We start from the raw sequence: 19,708 nt of genomic DNA on the forward strand, positions 1-19,708 counted from the left end.
AGTTATGAAAGCATTAGAGGAGAAATATCTGGAAGGGCTGTCGGAATTATTTCCATCAATCGCAGCTGCGTCCACAGAAATTATTAACTTACAGGCAATCGTGAATCTTCCAAAAGGAACGGAACATTTTCTGACGGATATTCACGGAGAATATGAAGCGTTTGCACATGTGCTGAAGAACGGATCGGGTTCGGTAAAGCGCAAGGTCGATGATGTATTTGCAAACACAATGAGCAGCCGGGACAAGCAGACACTGGCAACCTTGATCTACTATCCGCGGGAGAAGATGGAGCGGATCCGGGAAGAAGAACAGAATATGGATGACTGGTACAAGATCATGCTGTACCGTCTGATCGAGGTAGCAAAACGTTCGGCGAGCAAATATACCAGATCGAAGGTCAGAAAAGCACTCCCGAAGGATTTTGCATATGTGATCGAGGAACTGATCACAGAAAAGTCAGGAATGACAGATAAGGAATCATATTATAATTCGATCATCAGTACAATTATCCAGATCGGAAGAGCGGAGGAATTTATTGTAGCCTTGTGTGAACTGATCCAGCGTCTGGTTGTGGATCACCTGCATATTGTCGGTGATATTTACGACAGAGGTCCGGGACCGCATCTGATTATGGATAAGCTGATGGAGTATCATTCGGTGGACATCCAGTGGGGGAATCATGATATCCTGTGGATGGGAGCGGCAGCGGGGCAGAAATGCTGTATTGCGAATGTAATCCGTATCTGTGCCCGCTATGGGAATCTGGATATTCTGGAGGATGGATATGGGATCAATCTGCTTCCGCTTGCAACTTTCGCATGGAAACAGTATGCAAAAGATCCCTGTGAATGCTTTTTATTAAAAGGGCAGGACAATTGCAAACCACAGGAGCTGGAACTGAATATGAAAATGCACAAGGCAATTTCTGTTATCCAGTTCAAAGTAGAAGGACAGGCAGCAGAACTTTATCCGGAATTTGGTTTCCAGAGAAGAAACTTTCTGGATAAGATCAACTACGAGGAAGGGACTATAACGATAGGAGGAAAAATCTATCAGCTTCTGGATGATTATTTTCCGACCATAGATCCGAAGAATCCATATCAGCTTTCAGCTGAAGAAGAAGAGATCATGAACCGCCTGGTGAAAGCGTTCCAGAGCTGTGAAAAATTGCAGAGGCATATGCGTTTTCTTTTGAACAAAGGAAGTCTTTACAAGATTTATAATTCCAATTTGCTGTATCACGGCTGTGTTCCACTGAATGATGACGGATCACTCAGAAAGGTAAAGATATACGGTAAAAGCTATCAGGGAAGGACACTTTATGATGTGATGGAGTCCTATGTGAGAAAAGGATTTTTTGCGGTAGATCCGGATGAAAAGAAAAAAGGGCGTGACCTGATGTGGTATATCTGGCAGGGTGCGAATTCTCCTCTTTTCGGCAAAGATAAAATGGCGACCTTTGAGCGTTATTTCCTTGCAGAAAAGGAGCTGTGGAAAGAGAAAAAGAATGCGTATTATCTTCTTCTTGAAGATGAAAATGTGATGAACGGAATTCTGGATGAATTTGGCCTGGACAGAGAAATTTCCCATATCATCAACGGACATGTTCCGGTGAAAACGAAAAATGGAGAGAATCCGGTCAAATGTGGTGGAAAAGTGCTTGTTATTGATGGCGGATTTTCAAAAGCGTACCAGAAAGAAACCGGAATTGCAGGATACACGCTGATCTATAATTCCTATGGACTGATCCTTGCGGCGCATGATCCGTTTGAATCGACGGAGGCCGCCATTGAAAAAGAAAGAGATATCCATTCGGACAGTGTGATCGTAAAACGGACACTCGAACGCAAGACGGTAGGAGATACTGATGTTGGAAAAGTACTGAAGGAACGGATCGCGGATCTGGAGGCATTGCTGGACGCTTACAGAAGTGGTCAGATCATCGAAAAAATGTAACTGTTCAGAGCCAAGCAAAATTTCATAAAACAGGTGTAAAATGCGTAGCATTTTGGAGGTTGGCTCTGAACAGTTACGAAAAAAATTAAAAATAAGTATAAAAATCCTTTTTCTGCGGATAGTAATAGTACAAGTATTTTACAGAAAAAGGAGAATTACAACATGCAATATCTAAGAAGAATGGTTCTGGTTTTTACCTGTGTGATGCTGATGGGAGGAATTACGGCGTGTGGAAATGGTGATAACGCTGCAAATCCGGATACGAATACCGGTGGGACGAATCAGAATGGAACGGTAAATGATGTCACAAACGATATCGGAGATGGCGTTGAGGATGCAGTAGATGATGTGAAAGACGGAGTCGATGATATGACCAGAAACAGGACAGAGGACCGGAATGTAAATGATAATCATACAATAGATGGTCAGGAATAGGGAAAAGGCAAGACTTTGCGGAAAAGTCTTGCCTTTTTACAGACAAAAGGTAGTAAAATGTCCGTGGGTGTGATACAATATGACGGTATGCAAAGACGAGATCAACAGAAAAAGCGGAGGACTTCATGAAATTTCGACCATGTATAGATATTCATAACGGTGCAGTCAAGCAGATTGTGGGTGGTAGCCTGAAAGATGCGGGAAATGCAGCGGTAGAAAATTACATATCCAGACAGGATGCAGATTATTATGCGACAATGTATAAGAAAGATGGACTTACCGGAGGACACATTATTTTGCTGAATCCGCCGGCATCGGAATACTATGATGCGACAAAGGCACAGGCACTGAAAGCACTACATGCCTATCCGGGCGGAATGCAGATCGGCGGAGGAATTACTGCAGAAAATGCTGCAGAGTATCTGGAGGAAGGGGCAAGTCATGTGATCGTTACATCCTATGTATTTCAGAATGGACAGGTGCGGTATGACCGGCTGGACCGGCTGAAAAAGGCAGTAGGGAAAGAGCATCTGGTACTGGATCTCAGCTGCCGGAGGCGCGAGAACAGTTATTATATTGTAACCAACAGATGGCAGACATTTACTGAGCTCAGACTGATACCGGAGGTCCTGGAAGAGCTGTCCGGATGGTGTGATGAATTTCTGGTTCACGGGGTTGATGTAGAAGGAAAAGCATCTGGTACAGAGGAGGATCTGGTCAGGATGCTTGCGGCGTGGGACGGACTTCCGATCACCTATGCCGGTGGAATTGGAAGCATGGAGGATCTGCGGGAGTTTGCATGGATCAGCGGGGAAAAGCTGGACTATACGATCGGCAGTGCACTGGATCTTTTTGGCGGTAAGATTCCGTATGCCGAGCTGACAGAACCGGTGAAATAAACTGATTGAAGAATAAAAGAAATGGTGCTACAATGGATACTGTCTATCTATAGCGGAAAAAAGCAAAACACTTCAGACAGAAGTGATAAGCAAGGAATATAAGGAGCTTAATAAAATGGGAATTATTGAAAAGATATTTGGAACGCACAGCGAACATGAATTGAAGCGAATCTACCCGATCGTGGATCATATTGATGCGCTGGAGCCGGAGATGCAGAAGCTCTCCGATGAGGAATTGAAAGAAAAGACGAAAGAATTCAAGGAGAGGCTTGCAAAAGGAGAGACACTGGACGATCTTCTTCCGGAAGCGTTTGCTGTTGTAAGAGAGGCAGCTGTCCGTGTACTTGGAATGCGCCACTACCGTGTACAGATGATCGGTGGTATCATCCTGCATCAGGGCCGTATTGCCGAGATGAAGACCGGTGAAGGTAAAACACTTGTATCTACACTGCCGGCATACTTAAATGCACTGACCGGAGAAGGGGTGCATATTGTAACAGTCAACGACTATCTGGCAAAGCGTGATGCTGAGTGGATGGGAAAGGTTCATGAATTCCTGGGACTGACTGTTGGAGTTGTTCTGAACCAGATGGATAATGATGAACGACGTGCAGCGTATAATTGCGATATCACTTATGTGACGAATAATGAACTTGGTTTCGATTACCTCCGTGATAACATGGTTATCTATAAAGAACAGCTGGTACAGCGCGGTATGAAATATGCACTTATCGATGAGGTTGACTCAGTTCTGATCGATGAAGCGAGAACACCGCTTATCATTTCCGGACAGAGCGGAAAGTCAACCAGACTTTACGAAGCATGTGATGTTCTGGCAAGACAGCTGGAGAGAGGTGAAGCAAGCGGGGAATTCTCTAAGATGAATGCCATTATGGGAGAAGAGATCGAAGAGACCGGAGACTTCATTGTCAATGAAAAAGAAAAGAATATCAACCTGACCGAAGAGGGTGTGAAGAAGGTTGAGAAGTTCTTCCATATTGAGAACCTTGCTGACCCGGAGAACCTGGAGATCCAGCACAACATCATTCTGGCACTGCGTGCACATAATCTGATGTTCCGTGACCAGGATTATGTAGTAAAAGATGATGAGGTCCTGATCGTTGATGAATTTACCGGACGTATCATGCCGGGACGCCGTTATTCTGACGGACTTCATCAGGCAATCGAAGCAAAAGAGCATGTAAAGGTCAAGAGAGAAAGCAAGACTCTGGCTACCATTACATTCCAGAATTTGTTTAATAAATATGAGAAGAAATCCGGTATGACAGGTACAGCCCTCACAGAGGAACAGGAGTTCCGTGATATTTACGGAATGGACGTTATTGAGATTCCGACGAATGTTCCGGTACAGAGAATTGACCTAGAGGATGCCGTTTACAAATCAAAGAAAGAGAAATTTAACGCAGTTATTGATGCAATCTGTGAAGCGCATGAAAAAGAACAGCCGGTTCTGGTTGGTACGATCACGATCGAAACTTCCGAGCTCCTCAGTAAGATGCTCAGTAAACGCGGCGTAAAACATAATGTACTGAATGCCAAGTTCCATGAATTGGAGGCTGAGATCGTTGCACAGGCAGGACAGCATGGGGCTGTTACGATCGCAACCAACATGGCAGGCCGTGGTACGGATATCAAGCTTGATGAAGAATCAAGAGCAGCCGGCGGACTGAAGATCATCGGTACAGAACGTCATGAGTCCCGTCGTATTGACAACCAGTTGCGTGGACGTGCCGGACGTCAGGGCGATCCGGGAGAATCCAGATTCTATATTTCTCTGGAGGATGACCTGATGCGTCTGTTCGGTTCCGAGAGACTGATGGATGTATTTACCAAGCTTGGAGTAGAAGAAGGAGAACAGATCGAGCACAAGATGCTTTCAAGTGCGATTGAGAAGGCTCAGAAGAAGATTGAGAGCAATAACTTTGGTATTCGTAAGAACCTGCTTGAATATGACCAGGTAATGAACGAACAGAGAGAGATCATCTACGATGAAAGACGCAGAGTCCTTGACGGTGAGAATATGAGAGATTCTATCTTCCATATGATCACAGACTTTGTGGAAAATACTGTCGATGCCAATCTTTCTGAGGAACAGGATTTTGAAGAATGGGATCTTGGAGCAATGAACCGTGACCTTCTGGATGTGATTCCAACGCTTCCGCCGGTTACGGAGGAGGATGCAAAGGATAAAGAGCCAAAAGAGATCAAGCATCTCCTGAAAGAACGTGCTGCAAAAGCATACGAAGAAAAAGAAGCACAGTTCCCGGAAGCAGAGCATCTGCGTGAGGTGGAGCGTGTGTTCCTTCTGCGTGTGATCGATGCAAAATGGATGGATCACATTGATGATATGGATCAGTTACGTCAGGGAATCGGTCTGCAGGCTTACGGACAGAGAGATCCTTTGGTTGAATACAAGATGATCGGATATGATATGTTCGGTGAAATGACACGTGCAATCGAAGTGGATACAGTCAGACTTCTCTTCCATGTCAATGTAGAACAGAAGGTTGAAAGAGAACAGGTTGCAAAGGTAACCGGTACCAATAAAGATGACAGCGTTGCGAAGGGACCAAAGGTACGTGCCGAGAAAAAGATATATCCAAATGATCCATGCCCGTGTGGAAGCGGCAAGAAATACAAACAGTGCTGTGGAAGAAAATAAATACGACTGTTTGGATTTTTATATAATTTTATGAGATTTGAGGTGATACAGTGGTTGAATTAGACGGATTTAAGCAGACATTAAATGCGTATGAAGAACCCCTGAAGGAAATGAGGGATTCACTTTGACCTGGCAGGCAAAGAAAAACGGATTGAAGAGCTGGAAAGAAAGATAGAAGAACCGGGGTTCTGGGACAAGACAGAGCTTTCGCAGAGGATCATGAAAGAACTCCGGAAAATGCAGGACTGTGTGAAGGAGGTCCGGGATCTGGAAAGTTCATATGAAGATATCAATGCACTGATCGAACTTACGGAAGAGGAAGAAGACCGGGAGATGATCAAAGAGATCCAGCGTGAGATCGCTAAATTTGAAAAAGAATTTGAAGATCTCAGGATCCGGACGCTTCTTTCGGGAGAATATGATTCCTGCAATGCAATCGTGACACTGCATGCAGGAGCCGGAGGAACAGACAGCTGTGACTGGGCAAATATGCTGTATCGTATGTATACAAGATATGCACAGTCAAAAGGATTTCAGATAACCGTGCTGGACTATCAGGACGGAGATATTACCGGACTGAAAGGAATCACGTTTGAAGTAACGGGAGATAATGCATATGGCTATTTTCAGTCAGAAAAGGGAGTGCACCGTCTGGTGCGTATTTCTCCGTTCAATTCAGCAGGCAAGAGGCAGACATCTTTTGCATCCTGTGATGTGATACCGGATATTGAAGATGATATTGACATTGAGCTGAATGACGACGACCTGCGGATCGATACCTACCGTTCGAGCGGAGCAGGAGGACAGCATATCAACAAGACTTCGTCTGCGGTGCGGATCACGCATCTTCCGACAGGAATCGTAGTGCAGTGCCAGAATGAACGTTCGCAGCTTTTTAATAAGGACAAAGCGATGCAGATGTTGAAAGCCAAGCTGTATCTTTTGAAAAAGCAGGAGCAGGAAGAAAAGGTATCCGGTATCCGGGGGGAAGTTCAGGATATCAATTTTGGAAGCCAGATCCGATCCTATATTTTACATCCTTACAATCTGGTCAAGGATCACCGTACCGGTGAAGAGACCGGAAATGTAAGTGCAGTTCTGGATGGGGAGCTGGATCCATTTATCAATGCTTATCTGAAACAGAGGAGTAACAATGGATAATACAAAGTACTATGTGGTAAAGAAAAAAGCAGTGCCGGAGGTGCTCATAAAGGTTGTCGAGACAAAGAGACTGCTCGCAACCAGACGTGGAATGACTATTCAGGAAGCGACAGAAGAGATCGGTATCAGCAGAAGTTCTTTCTATAAATATAAGGATGATATTTTCCCATTTCACGAAAATGAAAAAGGAAGGACTGTTACGATGGTTATTCAGCTTGATGATACACCGGGGGTTATGGCAGAGCTTTTAAACGCGGTGGCAAGGTATCAGGCGAATATCCTGACTATTCACCAGAGTATTCCGATCAACGGGGTGGCAACACTGACACTCAGTGTGGAGGTGTTGCAGACAACGAAGAATCTGTCGGAGATGGTGGAAGAGATTGAACAGCATTCAGGTGTGCATTATTTGAAAATCGTAGGCAGGGAGTAGACAAAAAGATGAAGATTGCAGTATTGGGTTATGGTACCGTAGGTTCTGGTGTGGTAGAAGTTCTGGATGTAAATCAGAAGCTGATCGCGTCACGGGCAAAAGAAAAAATTGAAGTAAAATATGTGTTGGATCTGAGAAATTTCCCGGGAGATAAGATCCAGGAAAAGATTGTTCATGATTATGAGATTATCCTGAATGATCCGGAGATTGGAATTGTAGTAGAAGTGATGGGCGGTGTGGAACCGGCGAATACCTTTGTCAGAAAAGCACTGGAAGCAGGAAAAAGTGTTGTGACATCCAATAAGGCGTTGGTTGCCAAGCATGGATCCGCACTTCTTAAAACAGCACGGGAAAAGAATGTGAATTTCCTTTTTGAAGCAAGTGTGGGAGGGGGGATTCCAATCCTCCGGGCACTTGGATCATCCCTGACAGGTGATGAGATCGAAGAAATCGCAGGAATCCTGAACGGAACAACCAATTACATGATGACCAGGATGTTCTACGAGGGAGCGAACTATGAAGAGGTTCTCCGTGAAGCACAGAAGAATGGATTTGCAGAGGCAGATCCGACTGCTGATGTGGAAGGACAGGATGCATGCCGGAAGATCGCGATCCTTGCATCGATCATCTCAGGAAAATATGTGGATTTTGAAGAAATTTATACCGAAGGTATTACAAAGATCACAACAGAAGATATGCAGTATGCAAAGGCTCTGGGAATGAATATCAAACTTCTTGCTGAGTGTAAGCATGTGGACGGAACTCTTTATGCGGGAGTTGCACCGGTGCTTCTTCATGCAGAACATCCGCTTTACAGTGTGAATGGTGTATTTAATGCCGTATTTGTAAAGGGGAATATGCTGGGAGATGCGATGTTCTACGGAAGTGGGGCAGGAAAGCTTCCGACTGCAAGTGCGGTTGTGGCTGACATTGTGGCAGTTGTACAGAATCAGGGCAGAGATATCATGAATTTCTGGAGCGAAGAAAAGCTTACATTGGAAGACAGAAGCAAGACCAGCAAGAAGTTCCTGGTGCGAATCCGTGGAAATGAGGATGCGCTCAAAGAACGAATCGGCAATGATTTTGGTGAAGTAAGATTTGTAGAGGCAGGAGTCAATGGAGAATTCGGTTTTGTCACACCGGTGATGACCGAGGGAGAATATGAGGAAAAAGCAAAAGCTTATCCGGAAATTCTGCATATGATAAGAGTAGAAGAAGAAGTATAAAAATGCAGGAACTGTAGGAGGAAATTATGCTGGTAGTTAAGAAATTTGGCGGCAGTTCGGTTGCAGATAAAGAGAGGATCTTTAATGTGGCAAGACGCTGCGCAGAAGAGTATCAGATGGGGAATGATGTGATCGTTGTTCTCTCTGCAATGGGAGATACAACAGATGAACTGCTTGAGAAGGCAGCCGAGATCAATCCGTATCCATCAAAACGAGAACTTGATATGCTCCTTACCACGGGAGAGCAGGTATCTGTGGCACTGATGGCAATGGCACTTCAGTTTTTGAATGTTCCGGCAATCTCGCTGAATGCATTCCAGGTAAAGATGCATTCTACGGCGCGGAACGGAAATGCAAGATTTAAAAGAGTGGATACAGACCGTATCACCCACGAACTGGAGAACCGTAAGATCGTGATCGTAACCGGATTCCAGGGAGTCAACCATTATGGAGACTATACCACACTTGGAAGAGGTGGATCCGATACGACAGCTGTGGCACTTGCGGCTGCAATGCATGCAGACAAATGCGAGATTTATACAGACGTAGACGGTGTTTACACTGCAGACCCGAGAGTGGTACCGAATGCACGCAAAATCGAAGAGATCACCTACGATGAGATGCTGGAGCTTGCAACATCAGGGGCAAAGGTTTTACATAATCGTTCTGTAGAGATGGCGAAAAAATACGGGGTTGAGCTGGTTGTACGTTCCAGCCTGAACACAGAAGAAGGAACCCTGGTCAAGGAGGTAGCAAAGGTGGAAAAAATGTTAATTACCGGCGTTGCGGCAGATAAAAATACAGCGAGAATTTCAGTAATGGGTGTAGAAGACAAACCAGGTACTGCGTTTAAGATTTTCAATACACTTGCAAAGCATAATATTAACGTAGATATTATTCTTCAGTCAGTTGGACGTGACGGAACAAAAGACATTACGTTTACTGTATCACAGGATGATCTTAAAGAGGCAATGGAAGTTCTGGAAGCCAGAAAAGAAGTCCTTACGATCAAAGAGATGAATTATAACGAAAAAGTTGCAAAGGTATCGATCGTAGGAGCCGGAATGCTCAGCAATCCGGGCGTTGCTGCGACCATGTTTGAATCACTTAGCAATTCCAATATCAATATCAATATGATTTCTACATCAGAGATCCGTATCACGGTTCTGATCGATGAAAAAGATGCAGACCGTGCACTGGTTGCAATCCATGACGGATTTGGTCTGGAAGACTAATAAAAAGAATGTGGTCGCAAATGTACCGGATGGAGCATTTGCGGAAGAAAAAAGGATTGGGAAATTTCTCAATCCTTTTTCTGACTCAGTGTACTGTTATGATATTTGCTGGAAAAGGTGACATCCTCACCAAACCAATCCGGCGGGGTAAAGGAATTTGCCTCTTCTTCGGAAGAGAATTCGACTTCGGCAAGGAGAAGTGGGGCGAGATCACCGGCGAAGACATCAAGCTCGATCGTGAGATGATCTCCGTAAGGGATGCAATAGCGTTCTTTTGTGATAATGCGCCCGTCTGCCTTTTCGCGCAGATGGCAGTAGGCTTCCTCGGTAAGAGGAAGATTATGTTCTTCACGAATCATCAGACCTTTGGATTTGTAGGTCAGGATGTAGTCATCAGCATCCCTGCGGACACGGACAACCGGTTCGGTGCATAGATAAGCCTGCTCAAGTGTGCGGTGCGGATAAGCTTCAAGGTGATCCGGAAGCTTATGAATCAGATATTTGCGTTCTATTTCCATGGGAAAGCCCTCCTTATATATTCATTAACAGTATAGCGGAGTTTTTCGGGGGAGACAAGGCAGAAAGTTGCCATTTTTGCAGGCTTCTGTTACAATGGGGAACATCAGGAAAAAGAAAGGATGGACAAGATTATGAGTGAAGTATGTGTATTTCTTGCAGATGGATTTGAAGAAATTGAAGGTCTTACGGTCGTTGATCTTTTAAGAAGAGCCGGGATCGAGACCAGAACCGTTTCCATCATGGGACAGGAAGAGATCCAGGGGGCACACGGAATTATAGTAAAAGCAGACAGCTTGTTTGAAAATACAGATTTTTCAGAGGTGAAGATGCTGGTGCTTCCGGGGGGGATGCCGGGAACAATCCATTTAAAAGAACACAAAGGTCTTGAAAAGCTGATCTTAAAACATAATGAAGAAAAAAAATATCTGGCTGCAATCTGTGCGGCACCGACCGTATTTGGCGGAATGGGAATCCTGAAAGGAAAGAAGGCAATCTGCTATCCGGGAATGGAAGAAGGACTTACCGGAGCGGAAGTTACCTGTCAGCCGGCAGTGACAGATGGACATATCACAACCAGCCGGGGACTTGGAACCGCGATCGATTTTGCACTTGCACTGATCAGCGAGCTGCGGGATAAAGAAAGCGCAGATACCATTTCAAAGCAGGTAGTCTATGAACGGTAGTTTCTGGAAAAAGAGAAAAGCAGGCAGTGTGTTTCTGGCAGTGTTGCTTTTGACTACACTGCTTGCCGGATGTGGGATCAATGAAGGAAAGGTGGAAAAATATGTGCAGGCGAACCTGGATCTGACTTTTCAGGGACAAACCCAGGAAGCAAAGGAAATCCTCGGAGCATCAGACAGTGATCTGAAAAAGGTCTATGAGAACGGGATCAATGCTTTTGTCCAGGACTGTCTGCTAAATGGTGTGGAGACGGAAAATGACTTTTCTGAGACATATGGTGTATTGATCAAAGAGATCTTTAGTTCCGCCCGTTATCAGGTAAGTGGTGTGAAAAAGACGGGGAGTAAGACCTGTGAGGTGACGGTAAAGTACCAGCCGGTGGATGTATTTACCCGTTTCATGCCGAAGCTGAAGGAAGAGTCCGAGAAGATCCAGGCAGACAAAGATGCAGGAAAGTACAGCGGAACAGATGAAGAAATCAAAGAGGCAATGGTGTTGGATTACATGACCGGTGCATACAGCCTTTTAAGAAGTTCTTATCTTGATATGCAGTATGGAGAGAAGCAGGAATATACCTTTACCGTGACGCAAAAAGGGCGGAATACCTGGTCGATCGGTGATGAGGAATTAAATGGCTTTATAGAACGAATTTTAGAGCTTGATAAACTGTAGAAGTTGTGCTATACTTGTAAAATGATTGTAATGTAGATAAGTCTGTCGACTTTTTGCATATGTAAATTTAGGAGGAAATGGTAATGAGTTTACAAGTTGAACAGTTAGAACACAATATGGCGAAACTCACAATCGAAGTTTCAGCAGAAGAATTAGAAGGAGCACTTCAGAAAGCATACCAGAAACAGAAAAGCAGAATTAATGTTCCTGGATTCCGTAAAGGAAAAGTTCCGCGCCAGCTTATCGAAAAGATGTACGGACCGGAAATCTTCTATGATGATGCAGCAAACGCTCTGATTCCGGAAGCATATTCAAAAGCATACGATGAAAGCGGACTTGAGATCGTATCTCAGCCGAAGATCGATGTAACACAGATCGAAAAAGGAAAACCGTTCATCTTCACAGCTGAAGTAGCTACAAAGCCGGAAGTAGAACTTGGCGAATACAAAGGAATCGAAGTTCCGAAATATTCTAACCGCGTAACACAGAAAGAAATCGACGCTAAGCTTGAGGAAGAACAGCTTAAGAACGCAAGAACAATCACAGTAGAAGGACGTCCGGTACAGGATAAAGACGAAGTTGTCCTTGATTTTGAAGGATTTGTAGACGGAGAAGCTTTTGAAGGTGGAAAAGGAGAAAACTATCCGCTGACAATCGGTTCAGGATCTTTCATTCCAGGATTTGAAGAACAGCTGATCGGTGCAGAACCAGAAAAAGAAGTTGAAGTTAAGGTTACATTCCCGGAAGATTACCATGCAGAAGACCTCAAAGGAAAAGAAGCTGTATTCAAATGCACAGTTCATGAGATCAAAGCAAAAGAACTTCCGGAGCTTGATGATGAATTTGCTTCAGAAGTATCAGAATTCGATACTCTTGATGAATTAAAAGCTGATATCAAAGCTAAGATCAAAGAGCAGAAAGTAAACGATGGCAAGAGAGCACAGGAAGATGCAGCTGTAGATGCGATCATCGAATCAGCTAAGATGGATCTTCCGGAAGCTATGGTTGATACACAGGCAAGACAGATGCTTGATGAATTCGCTCAGAGAATGCAGCAGCAGGGACTGACTCTTGACCAGTACATGCAGTTCACAGGCATGACAGCTGACAAGATGATGGATGAACTTCGTCCGCAGGCTGAGAAGAGAATCAAGACAAGACTTGTTCTTGAAGCAATTGCAAAAGCAGAAAACATCGAAATCACAGATGAAAAATTAGACGAAGAGATCGCTAAGATGGCAGAAGCTTACCAGATGGAAGCTGACAAGCTTAAGAGCTTTATGGGCGACAAAGAAAAAGAACAGATGAAGCAGGATATGGCAGTTCAGGAAGCAATTACATTTGTAGTTGACAATGCCGTAGAAAAATAAGTATCTGTTTCATACTTTAATATAGCAGGAGGAGTGTTACATGAGTAGTTTAGTACCTTATGTCGTTGAACAGACAAGCCGTGGAGAACGCTCTTACGACATTTATTCAAGACTTTTAAAAGACAGAATCATTTTCCTGGATACTGAAGTGAATGATGCATCAGCGAGCCTGATCGTAGCGCAGCTGCTGTTTTTGGAAGCAGAAGATCCGGAAAAGGATATCCAGTTTTATATTAACAGTCCTGGCGGATCGATTTCAGCGGGTATGTCGATCTACGACACTATGAATTACATCAAATGTGACGTCTCTACGATGTGTATGGGAATGGCTGCAAGTATGGGTGCTTTCCTTCTCGCAGGCGGAGCAAAGGGAAAGAGATATGCCCTTCCGAATGCAGAGATCATGATTCACCAGCCTTCAGGCGGTGCACAGGGTCAGGCAACCGAGATTGAGATCAATGCACAGCATATTCTGAAGATCAGAGAAAGAATGAACAGATTGATGGCTGCAAATACAGGTCAGAGTTATGAGACAATTTGTGCAGATACGGAAAGAGATAACTGGAAGACTGCCGAAGAAGCTTTGGCATATGGATTGATTGATAAGGTTATTACAAGCCGTTAACGGGAAAAGGGAATGTCCTTATTGGGACATTCCCTTTACGTGTAAAAAAGTGCGAGGTAAGAATATGGCAGGAAAATATGAAGAAATCGTAAGATGTTCTTTTTGCAATAAACCACAGAGTCAGGTACGCAAGATGATCGCCGGACCAAATGGGGTGTTTATCTGTGACCAGTGTGTGGATGTATGTACTGAGATCATTGAAGATGAACTTGGTTATGAAGAAGAAAATGCATATGATGATATCAATCTTCTGAAACCGGAAGAAATCAAGGCATTTCTGGATGATTATGTGATCGGACAGGACGAAGCAAAGAAAGTACTTTCTGTTGCGGTATATAATCACTATAAGCGTATTATGGCAGAAAAAGATCTGGGCGTGGAGCTTCAGAAGAGTAATATCCTGATGGTAGGACCGACAGGATGCGGTAAGACTTTTCTGGCACAGTCTCTCGCAAAAATTCTGAATGTACCGTTTGCAATTGCAGATGCAACTGCGCTTACAGAAGCGGGATATGTCGGAGAAGATGTAGAGAATATTCTTCTTAAGATCATTCAGGCAGCAGATGGTGATATTGAACGTGCAGAGCACGGAATCATTTATATCGATGAGATTGACAAAATCACAAGAAAATCTGAGAATCCGTCGATTACCCGTGATGTATCAGGAGAAGGTGTTCAGCAGGCACTTCTGAAGATCCTGGAAGGTACAATCGCAAATGTACCGCCACAGGGTGGACGTAAGCATCCGCAGCAGGAGATGATCCAGATCGATACCACCAATATTTTATTTATCTGCGGTGGAGCGTTTGAGGGAATAGATAAGATCATAGAGAACAGAATAGATAAGAAATCCATTGGATTTGAGGCACAGATCGCGCAGCGGCATGAGGAAGATATCGACCGGCTTCTGCAGCAGATCCTTCCACAGGATCTTGTGAAGTTCGGACTGATCCCGGAACTTGTAGGACGTGTGCCGGTAACTGTATCCCTGGAACTTCTGGATAAGGAAGATCTGATCCGTATTCTGACGGAACCAAAGAATGCGATTGTAAAACAGTACCAGAAGCTTCTGGAGCTGGATGATGTGGAACTGGAATTCGACAAAGAGGCGCTGGAGGCGATTGCTGAGACTTCCCTGAAGCGTAAGACAGGAGCCAGAGGACTCCGTGCGATCATGGAAAATGTAATGATGGATATCATGTATAAAGCACCGTCTGATGAGAATCTGAAATACTGTCTTGTGACAAAAGAGGCAGTACTTGGGGAGAAAGCACCGAGTACAGAAAAGATCGAAGCAAGACCGGAAAGTGCATAAGAAAATCAGACGTATGGAAATGGGTGCTGACGGTTAAGGCCAGAAGCATCCATTTTTATTTAACAGGAGAAAAAACTATATGAACAGAACAGAAAGTCTGCCAATGGTTGCCCTGCGGGGAATGACAATTCTGCCGGAGATGGTGGCACATTTTGACATCAGCCGGGAACGCTCGATTGAAGCGGTTCAGGAAGCGATGGCAAGCGACCAGAAGATTTTTTTGCTGACACAGAAAGATGTGGAAGTGGAAAATCCGGGAGAAGCAGATCTCTACCGTGTGGGAACAGTTGCGACAGTAAAACAGATCATCAAACTGCCAAAGCAGATTCTGCGGGTGCTTATATCTGCAGAAGAGCGGGCGGTTTTAAATACAATAGAATTTGCAGATCCGTATCTTCGGGCAAATATTACGATCCCGGAAGAGAGTGATCCGGATATTGCAGGCGAGATCAACCGGGAAGCGATGATGCGGGGACTTCGGGATCTGTATCTGGATTATGCGGCGAGAATGCCGAAGATCACAAAAGATATGGTAAACCAGATCAAAGAGATCACGGAATTGAAAAAGATGGTGAATCAGGTGGCAGCGAATATGCCTCTGGATTACCGGGAATTGCAGGAAATCCTGGAAGAACTTGATTTTGACAGACGTTATGAGCTTATTTCCTTTAAGTTGGTCAATGAGATGCAGATCATGAACATCCGCGATGAGATCCAGATGAAGGTGAAAGAGCGTGTGGATAAGCATCAGAGAGAATATATCCTGCGCGAACAGTTGAAGCTGATCCGAGAAGAGCTTGGTGAGGATACTACAATTTCCGATGCGGAGGAATTTGCACAGAAGGCAGAAGCGCTGGATGCACCGGATGAGGTAAAAGAAAAGCTGAAAAAAGAGATCAGCAGATTTAAAAATTCCATGCAGAGTCCGGCAGAAGCGGGTGTGATCCGTACATATATTGAAACCATGCTGGAAATGCCATGGAATAAGCGGGCTGAGGATTTTACAGACATTGCATATGCGAAAGAGCTTCTGGAAGCAGAACATTACGGACTGGAAGAGGTTAAAGAACGTGTGCTGGAGTTTCTGGCAGTACGTGCTCTTACGAAAAAGGGTGACAGCCCGATCCTGTGTCTGGTAGGTCCTCCGGGAACTGGAAAGACATCCATTGCAAGATCACTTGCAAAAGCACTGAAAAAACCGTATGTGAGAATTTCTCTTGGCGGTGTCCGTGATGAGGCTGAAATCCGTGGACACAGAAAAACTTATGTTGGTGCAATGCCGGGACGGATCGCAAACGGTATTAAGAGCGCCGGGGTAAAGAACCCACTGCTCCTTCTGGATGAGATTGATAAAGTCAGCACAGACTATAAGGGAGATACTTTTTCTGCGCTTCTGGAGGTGTTGGACAGTGAACAGAACAATCGTTTCCGTGATCATTATCTGGAAGTTCCGGTCGATCTGTCTGAGGTGACATTTGTAACGACGGCTAACTCGCTGCAGACAATCCCCCGACCACTTCTTGACCGTATGGAAGTAATTGAGGTCAGCAGTTATACGGAGAATGAAAAGCTGCATATTGCGACAGAACATCTGATTCCAAAGCAGTTGGAAAGACATGGACTAACAAAAGAACAGCTTACGATCAGTAAGGGCGTGATCTGGAAAATTGCGCAGAACTACACCAAGGAAGCCGGTGTGCGTCAGATGGAGCGTGAAATCGGTAATATCTGCAGGAAGGCTGCCAGAGAGATCTATGAACATGATAAAAAGAGAGTTCAGGTAACAGAGCGGAATATTGAAAAGTATCTTGGAAAAGAAAAGTACACCTATCAGATGGCAAATGCCGAGGATGAGGTGGGAATCGTCCGTGGTCTGGCATGGACCAGTGTAGGAGGAGATACCCTGCAGATTGAAGTGAATGTAATGCCAGGAAAGGGTGAGATTATTCTGACGGGACAGCTTGGCGATGTGATGAAAGAATCTGCGCAGGCAGGAATCAGTTATATCCGGTCAATCAGCAGTAAATATAAGGTTGCTGAAGATTTCTTTGAAAAACATGATATCCATATCCATATTCCGGAAGGGGCAGTTCCGAAAGATGGACCTTCAGCCGGTATTACGATGGCGACTGCGATGCTCTCTGCAATTACAGACAAGAAAGTGCGTGCCGATCTTGCCATGACGGGTGAGATTACGCTGCGGGGAAGAGTACTTCCGATCGGAGGACTGAAAGAGAAGCTCCTGGCGGCAAAGAATGCCGGAATCAGGACGGTACTTGTACCGAGGGAGAACAAAAAAGATGTGGATGAACTTTCTTCTGAGATCACAAAGGGACTGGAGATTATTCCGGTATCGCAGATGGAAGAGGTTCTGAAAATCGCACTTATGCGCACACGGAGGAAAAAAGATGGTAATTAAGAATGTAAATCTGGAAACAGTCTGTGGAATTACAAGTAAATTGCCGGATCACACTTTGCCGGAGGTCGCATTTGCCGGAAAATCCAATGTCGGCAAATCCTCTCTGATCAATGCACTGATGAACCGGAAGGCGCTTGCCAGAACTTCGGCAAAACCTGGAAAAACACAGACCATCAACTTTTACAATATCAACGAAGAAATGTATCTGGTGGACCTTCCGGGATACGGTTATGCAAAGGTTTCCGAGCAGGAGAAGGCACAGTGGGGAAAGCTGATCGAGCGTTATCTTCATGGCTCTAAACAGCTGCGAGCCGTCTTCCTTCTGATCGATATCCGTCATGATCCATCTGCGAATGATAAGATGATGTATGACTGGATCGTGGATCAGGGATTCAATCCGATCATTATCGCGACAAAGCTTGATAAGCTGAAGAGAAGTCAGGTACAGAAGCAGGTAAAGGCAATTAAGACCGGACTGAAGCTGCTTCCGGGAACTGTTGTGATTCCTTTCTCAGCAGAGACAAAGCAGGGACGGGATGAGATCTGGAATCTTGTAGACACAGAATTCCTGGGAAAAGGAACAGAGGAATAACCTTGAAAAATCCATTGCATTATCAGTTTTCGGATTATGATTGTGGATCGACGTCCATGCAGAATGCGAGCAGCTTCCTCAATGCATCCAAACAAGATGTATGGCGATTCGGGCGCTGATATCTCAAGTGGGTTGCATCAACTAAGATACGGGGAGAAAAAGTTCACCCCCACAAATTCCACTTTGGGCGGGATTTGTGGGGGTTGCTTTTTCTAGTTGGTTGGCAAGAAAAGCAAGTGGGATACCAATTTTTAGAATGTGGATATCATTTTAGATTTCTTGCCAGATTATATAAATTTTTGATTACATCAGTTTTCTAAACAGATCTTTCAGATCTTCTACGGATGCGTCTTTTGGATTTCCAGGTGCGCAGGCATCGGCGTGGGCGGATTCTGCGAGGAACTGGAGATCTTCTTCTTTGAGGGATTCGAGTTTGGATGGGATTCCTACGTCTTCAGAGAGTTTGCGGACTGCATCTACAGCCGCTTTTCTGTATTCTTCCTGAGACATATTATCTACGCCTTCAACTCCCATTGCGCGGGCGATTTCACGGTATTTTTCTCCTGTGCAGTCTGCGTTGTATTCCATTACGATCGGAAGCATCATTGCGCATGCAACACCGTGTGGTGTGTCATAGACTGCTCCAAGGGTATGAGCCATTGAGTGAGCGATTCCAAGACCTACGTTTGAGAAGCCCATTCCGGCGATGTACTGTCCAAGAGCCATTCCTTCTCTTCCTTCTTTAGTGTTTTCAACAGCACCGCGGAGAGATTTGGAGATAATCTCGATTGCTTTTAAGTGGAACATATCTGTCATTTCCCATGCGGCTTTTGTGGTGTAGCCTTCGATCGCATGAGTTAATGCATCCATACCGGTTGAAGCGGTCAGTCCTTTTGGCATAGAGGACATCATTTCTGGGTCTACAATAGCGATGATCGGCATATCATGTGGGTCTACACAGACGAATTTACGTTTCTTTTCTACATCTGTTACTACATAGTTGATCGTAACTTCTGCAGCAGTACCGGCTGTTGTCGGAACGGCAATGATCGGAACGCAAGGTTTCTTTGTCGGAGCTACACCTTCCAGGCTTCTTACATCTTCAAATTCTGGGTTTGCGATGATGATACCGATTGCTTTGGAAGTATCCATAGAAGATCCGCCGCCGATTGCGATAATGTAATCAGCACCTGAATTTTTGAAAGCCTGAACACCGTGCTGTACGTTCTCGATAGTCGGGTTTGCTTTGATATCAGAGTAGATTTCGTAAGCAAGTCCTTCTTTGTCTAAGATATCTGTTACTTTGGAAGTAACATTGAATTTGATCAGATCCGGGTCAGAACATACAAGAGCTTTTTTGAAACCGTGAGCTTTTGCTTCTGTTGCAATCTCTGCGATTGCACCTGCTCCATGATAAGATGTCTGATTTAACATAATTCTGTTTGCCATGATACATATCTCCTTTTCGTTTATGATAAAATCACTT

Annotated in this window: 17 protein-coding genes; 15 read left to right on the plus strand and 2 right to left on the minus strand. The window is 44.6% G+C overall.

Annotated elements, in window-relative coordinates:
- Positions 1–4: 4 nt before the first annotated feature.
- The 8 genes from PG840_RS01950 (at position 5) to PG840_RS01985 (ending at position 10,029) form a co-directional block, all read left to right on the plus strand.
- On the plus strand, positions 5–1,957 hold the full coding sequence (locus PG840_RS01950) for a fructose-1,6-bisphosphatase (RefSeq protein WP_117824291.1): 1,953 nt from the start codon (positions 5–7) through the stop codon (positions 1,955–1,957).
- Positions 1,958–2,119: 162 nt separating this feature from the next.
- Positions 2,120–2,392 carry a hypothetical protein gene (locus PG840_RS01955; RefSeq protein WP_117556957.1) on the plus strand — a complete coding sequence of 91 codons (273 nt, stop codon included), beginning with the start codon at positions 2,120–2,122 and terminating at the stop codon, positions 2,390–2,392.
- Positions 2,393–2,517: 125 nt separating this feature from the next.
- On the plus strand, positions 2,518–3,291 hold the full coding sequence (gene hisA, locus PG840_RS01960) for a phosphoribosylformimino-5-aminoimidazole carboxamide ribotide isomerase (RefSeq protein ID WP_270613325.1): 774 nt from the start codon (positions 2,518–2,520) through the stop codon (positions 3,289–3,291).
- 115 nt (positions 3,292–3,406) lie between these two features.
- Entirely contained in the window at positions 3,407–5,974 is a 2,568-nt protein-coding gene (secA, locus tag PG840_RS01965; RefSeq protein WP_022220283.1) for a preprotein translocase subunit SecA, read from the plus strand.
- 50 nt (positions 5,975–6,024) lie between these two features.
- A protein-coding gene (gene prfB / locus PG840_RS01970) for a peptide chain release factor 2 (RefSeq protein WP_117556961.1) occupies positions 6,025–7,135 on the plus strand; the annotation gives its coding sequence in 2 pieces (ribosomal slippage) (positions 6,025–6,099 and positions 6,101–7,135; 1,110 coding nt in all).
- The gene (locus PG840_RS01975) at positions 7,128–7,568 is read left to right on the plus strand and encodes an ACT domain-containing protein (protein WP_008374505.1); all 441 of its coding nucleotides are present in this window, start codon (positions 7,128–7,130) and stop codon (positions 7,566–7,568) included. Before prfB ends, PG840_RS01975 begins: the two co-directional genes overlap by 8 nt.
- Before the next feature lie 8 nt (positions 7,569–7,576).
- A complete protein-coding gene (locus tag PG840_RS01980) occupies positions 7,577–8,794 on the plus strand; it encodes a homoserine dehydrogenase (RefSeq protein ID WP_117835643.1) in 1,218 nt (405 codons plus the stop codon).
- 26 nt (positions 8,795–8,820) lie between these two features.
- The gene (locus tag PG840_RS01985) at positions 8,821–10,029 is read left to right on the plus strand and encodes an aspartate kinase (protein ID WP_270613326.1); all 1,209 of its coding nucleotides are present in this window, start codon (positions 8,821–8,823) and stop codon (positions 10,027–10,029) included.
- Between the two features lie 68 nt (positions 10,030–10,097).
- Here the strand turns inward: PG840_RS01985 and PG840_RS01990 are convergent, their stop codons facing one another.
- Complete coding sequence (locus PG840_RS01990) at positions 10,098–10,547, minus strand: CYTH domain-containing protein (protein ID WP_117556965.1); 450 nt, start codon at positions 10,545–10,547, stop codon at positions 10,098–10,100.
- A gap of 132 nt (positions 10,548–10,679) precedes the next feature.
- Here PG840_RS01990 and PG840_RS01995 point away from each other — a divergent pair, with 132 nt between their 5' ends.
- From PG840_RS01995 to yihA, 7 genes are all read left to right on the plus strand, one after another.
- Positions 10,680–11,231, plus strand: coding sequence for a DJ-1 family glyoxalase III (locus PG840_RS01995; protein WP_117557029.1), 552 nt, complete (start codon positions 10,680–10,682; stop codon positions 11,229–11,231).
- Positions 11,221–11,901, plus strand: a complete 681-nt coding sequence (locus PG840_RS02000; RefSeq protein ID WP_270613327.1) for a hypothetical protein — start codon at positions 11,221–11,223, stop codon at positions 11,899–11,901. The genes PG840_RS01995 and PG840_RS02000 overlap by 11 nt, the downstream gene beginning before the upstream one ends.
- Before the next feature lie 83 nt (positions 11,902–11,984).
- Entirely contained in the window at positions 11,985–13,271 is a 1,287-nt protein-coding gene (tig, locus tag PG840_RS02005; protein ID WP_055246719.1) for a trigger factor, read from the plus strand.
- Between the two features lie 40 nt (positions 13,272–13,311).
- On the plus strand, positions 13,312–13,896 hold the full coding sequence (clpP, locus tag PG840_RS02010; protein ID WP_008374523.1) for an ATP-dependent Clp endopeptidase proteolytic subunit ClpP: 585 nt from the start codon (positions 13,312–13,314) through the stop codon (positions 13,894–13,896).
- Positions 13,897–13,960: 64 nt separating this feature from the next.
- Positions 13,961–15,211: an ATP-dependent Clp protease ATP-binding subunit ClpX gene (clpX, locus tag PG840_RS02015; protein WP_008374524.1), complete on the plus strand. Its 1,251-nt coding sequence runs from the start codon at positions 13,961–13,963 to the stop codon at positions 15,209–15,211.
- A gap of 79 nt (positions 15,212–15,290) precedes the next feature.
- A complete protein-coding gene (gene lon / locus PG840_RS02020) occupies positions 15,291–17,630 on the plus strand; it encodes an endopeptidase La (protein ID WP_270613328.1) in 2,340 nt (779 codons plus the stop codon).
- Positions 17,620–18,222, plus strand: a complete 603-nt coding sequence (yihA, locus tag PG840_RS02025; protein WP_270613329.1) for a ribosome biogenesis GTP-binding protein YihA/YsxC — start codon at positions 17,620–17,622, stop codon at positions 18,220–18,222. The genes lon and yihA overlap by 11 nt, the downstream gene beginning before the upstream one ends.
- 303 nt (positions 18,223–18,525) lie before the next feature.
- On the opposite strand, the gene fucO is transcribed toward yihA, so the two are convergent.
- Positions 18,526–19,671, minus strand: a complete 1,146-nt coding sequence (fucO, locus tag PG840_RS02030; RefSeq protein ID WP_270613330.1) for a lactaldehyde reductase — start codon at positions 19,669–19,671, stop codon at positions 18,526–18,528.
- Between the last annotated feature and the right edge of the window lie 37 nt (positions 19,672–19,708).

Origin of the sequence: Coprococcus sp. AM97-35 (assembly GCF_027697525.1) — a bacterium.
Taxonomy (GTDB): domain Bacteria; phylum Bacillota; class Clostridia; order Lachnospirales; family Lachnospiraceae; genus Allocoprococcus; species Allocoprococcus comes.

Coding starts and splice junctions, on each gene's coding strand:
- PG840_RS01980 (WP_117835643.1), top strand. CDS start 7,577: ATGAAGATTGCAGTATTGGGTTATGGTACCGTAGGTTCTGGTGTGGTA.
- PG840_RS02000 (WP_270613327.1), top strand. CDS start 11,221: ATGAACGGTAGTTTCTGGAAAAAGAGAAAAGCAGGCAGTGTGTTTCTG.
- tig (WP_055246719.1), top strand. CDS start 11,985: ATGAGTTTACAAGTTGAACAGTTAGAACACAATATGGCGAAACTCACA.
- PG840_RS01985 (WP_270613326.1), top strand. CDS start 8,821: ATGCTGGTAGTTAAGAAATTTGGCGGCAGTTCGGTTGCAGATAAAGAG.
- hisA (WP_270613325.1), top strand. CDS start 2,518: ATGAAATTTCGACCATGTATAGATATTCATAACGGTGCAGTCAAGCAG.
- PG840_RS01990 (WP_117556965.1), bottom strand. CDS start 10,547: ATGGAAATAGAACGCAAATATCTGATTCATAAGCTTCCGGATCACCTT.
- clpX (WP_008374524.1), top strand. CDS start 13,961: ATGGCAGGAAAATATGAAGAAATCGTAAGATGTTCTTTTTGCAATAAA.
- clpP (WP_008374523.1), top strand. CDS start 13,312: ATGAGTAGTTTAGTACCTTATGTCGTTGAACAGACAAGCCGTGGAGAA.
- fucO (WP_270613330.1), bottom strand. CDS start 19,671: ATGGCAAACAGAATTATGTTAAATCAGACATCTTATCATGGAGCAGGT.
- yihA (WP_270613329.1), top strand. CDS start 17,620: ATGGTAATTAAGAATGTAAATCTGGAAACAGTCTGTGGAATTACAAGT.
- secA (WP_022220283.1), top strand. CDS start 3,407: ATGGGAATTATTGAAAAGATATTTGGAACGCACAGCGAACATGAATTG.
- lon (WP_270613328.1), top strand. CDS start 15,291: ATGAACAGAACAGAAAGTCTGCCAATGGTTGCCCTGCGGGGAATGACA.
- PG840_RS01975 (WP_008374505.1), top strand. CDS start 7,128: ATGGATAATACAAAGTACTATGTGGTAAAGAAAAAAGCAGTGCCGGAG.
- PG840_RS01950 (WP_117824291.1), top strand. CDS start 5: ATGAAAGCATTAGAGGAGAAATATCTGGAAGGGCTGTCGGAATTATTT.
- PG840_RS01955 (WP_117556957.1), top strand. CDS start 2,120: ATGCAATATCTAAGAAGAATGGTTCTGGTTTTTACCTGTGTGATGCTG.
- PG840_RS01995 (WP_117557029.1), top strand. CDS start 10,680: ATGAGTGAAGTATGTGTATTTCTTGCAGATGGATTTGAAGAAATTGAA.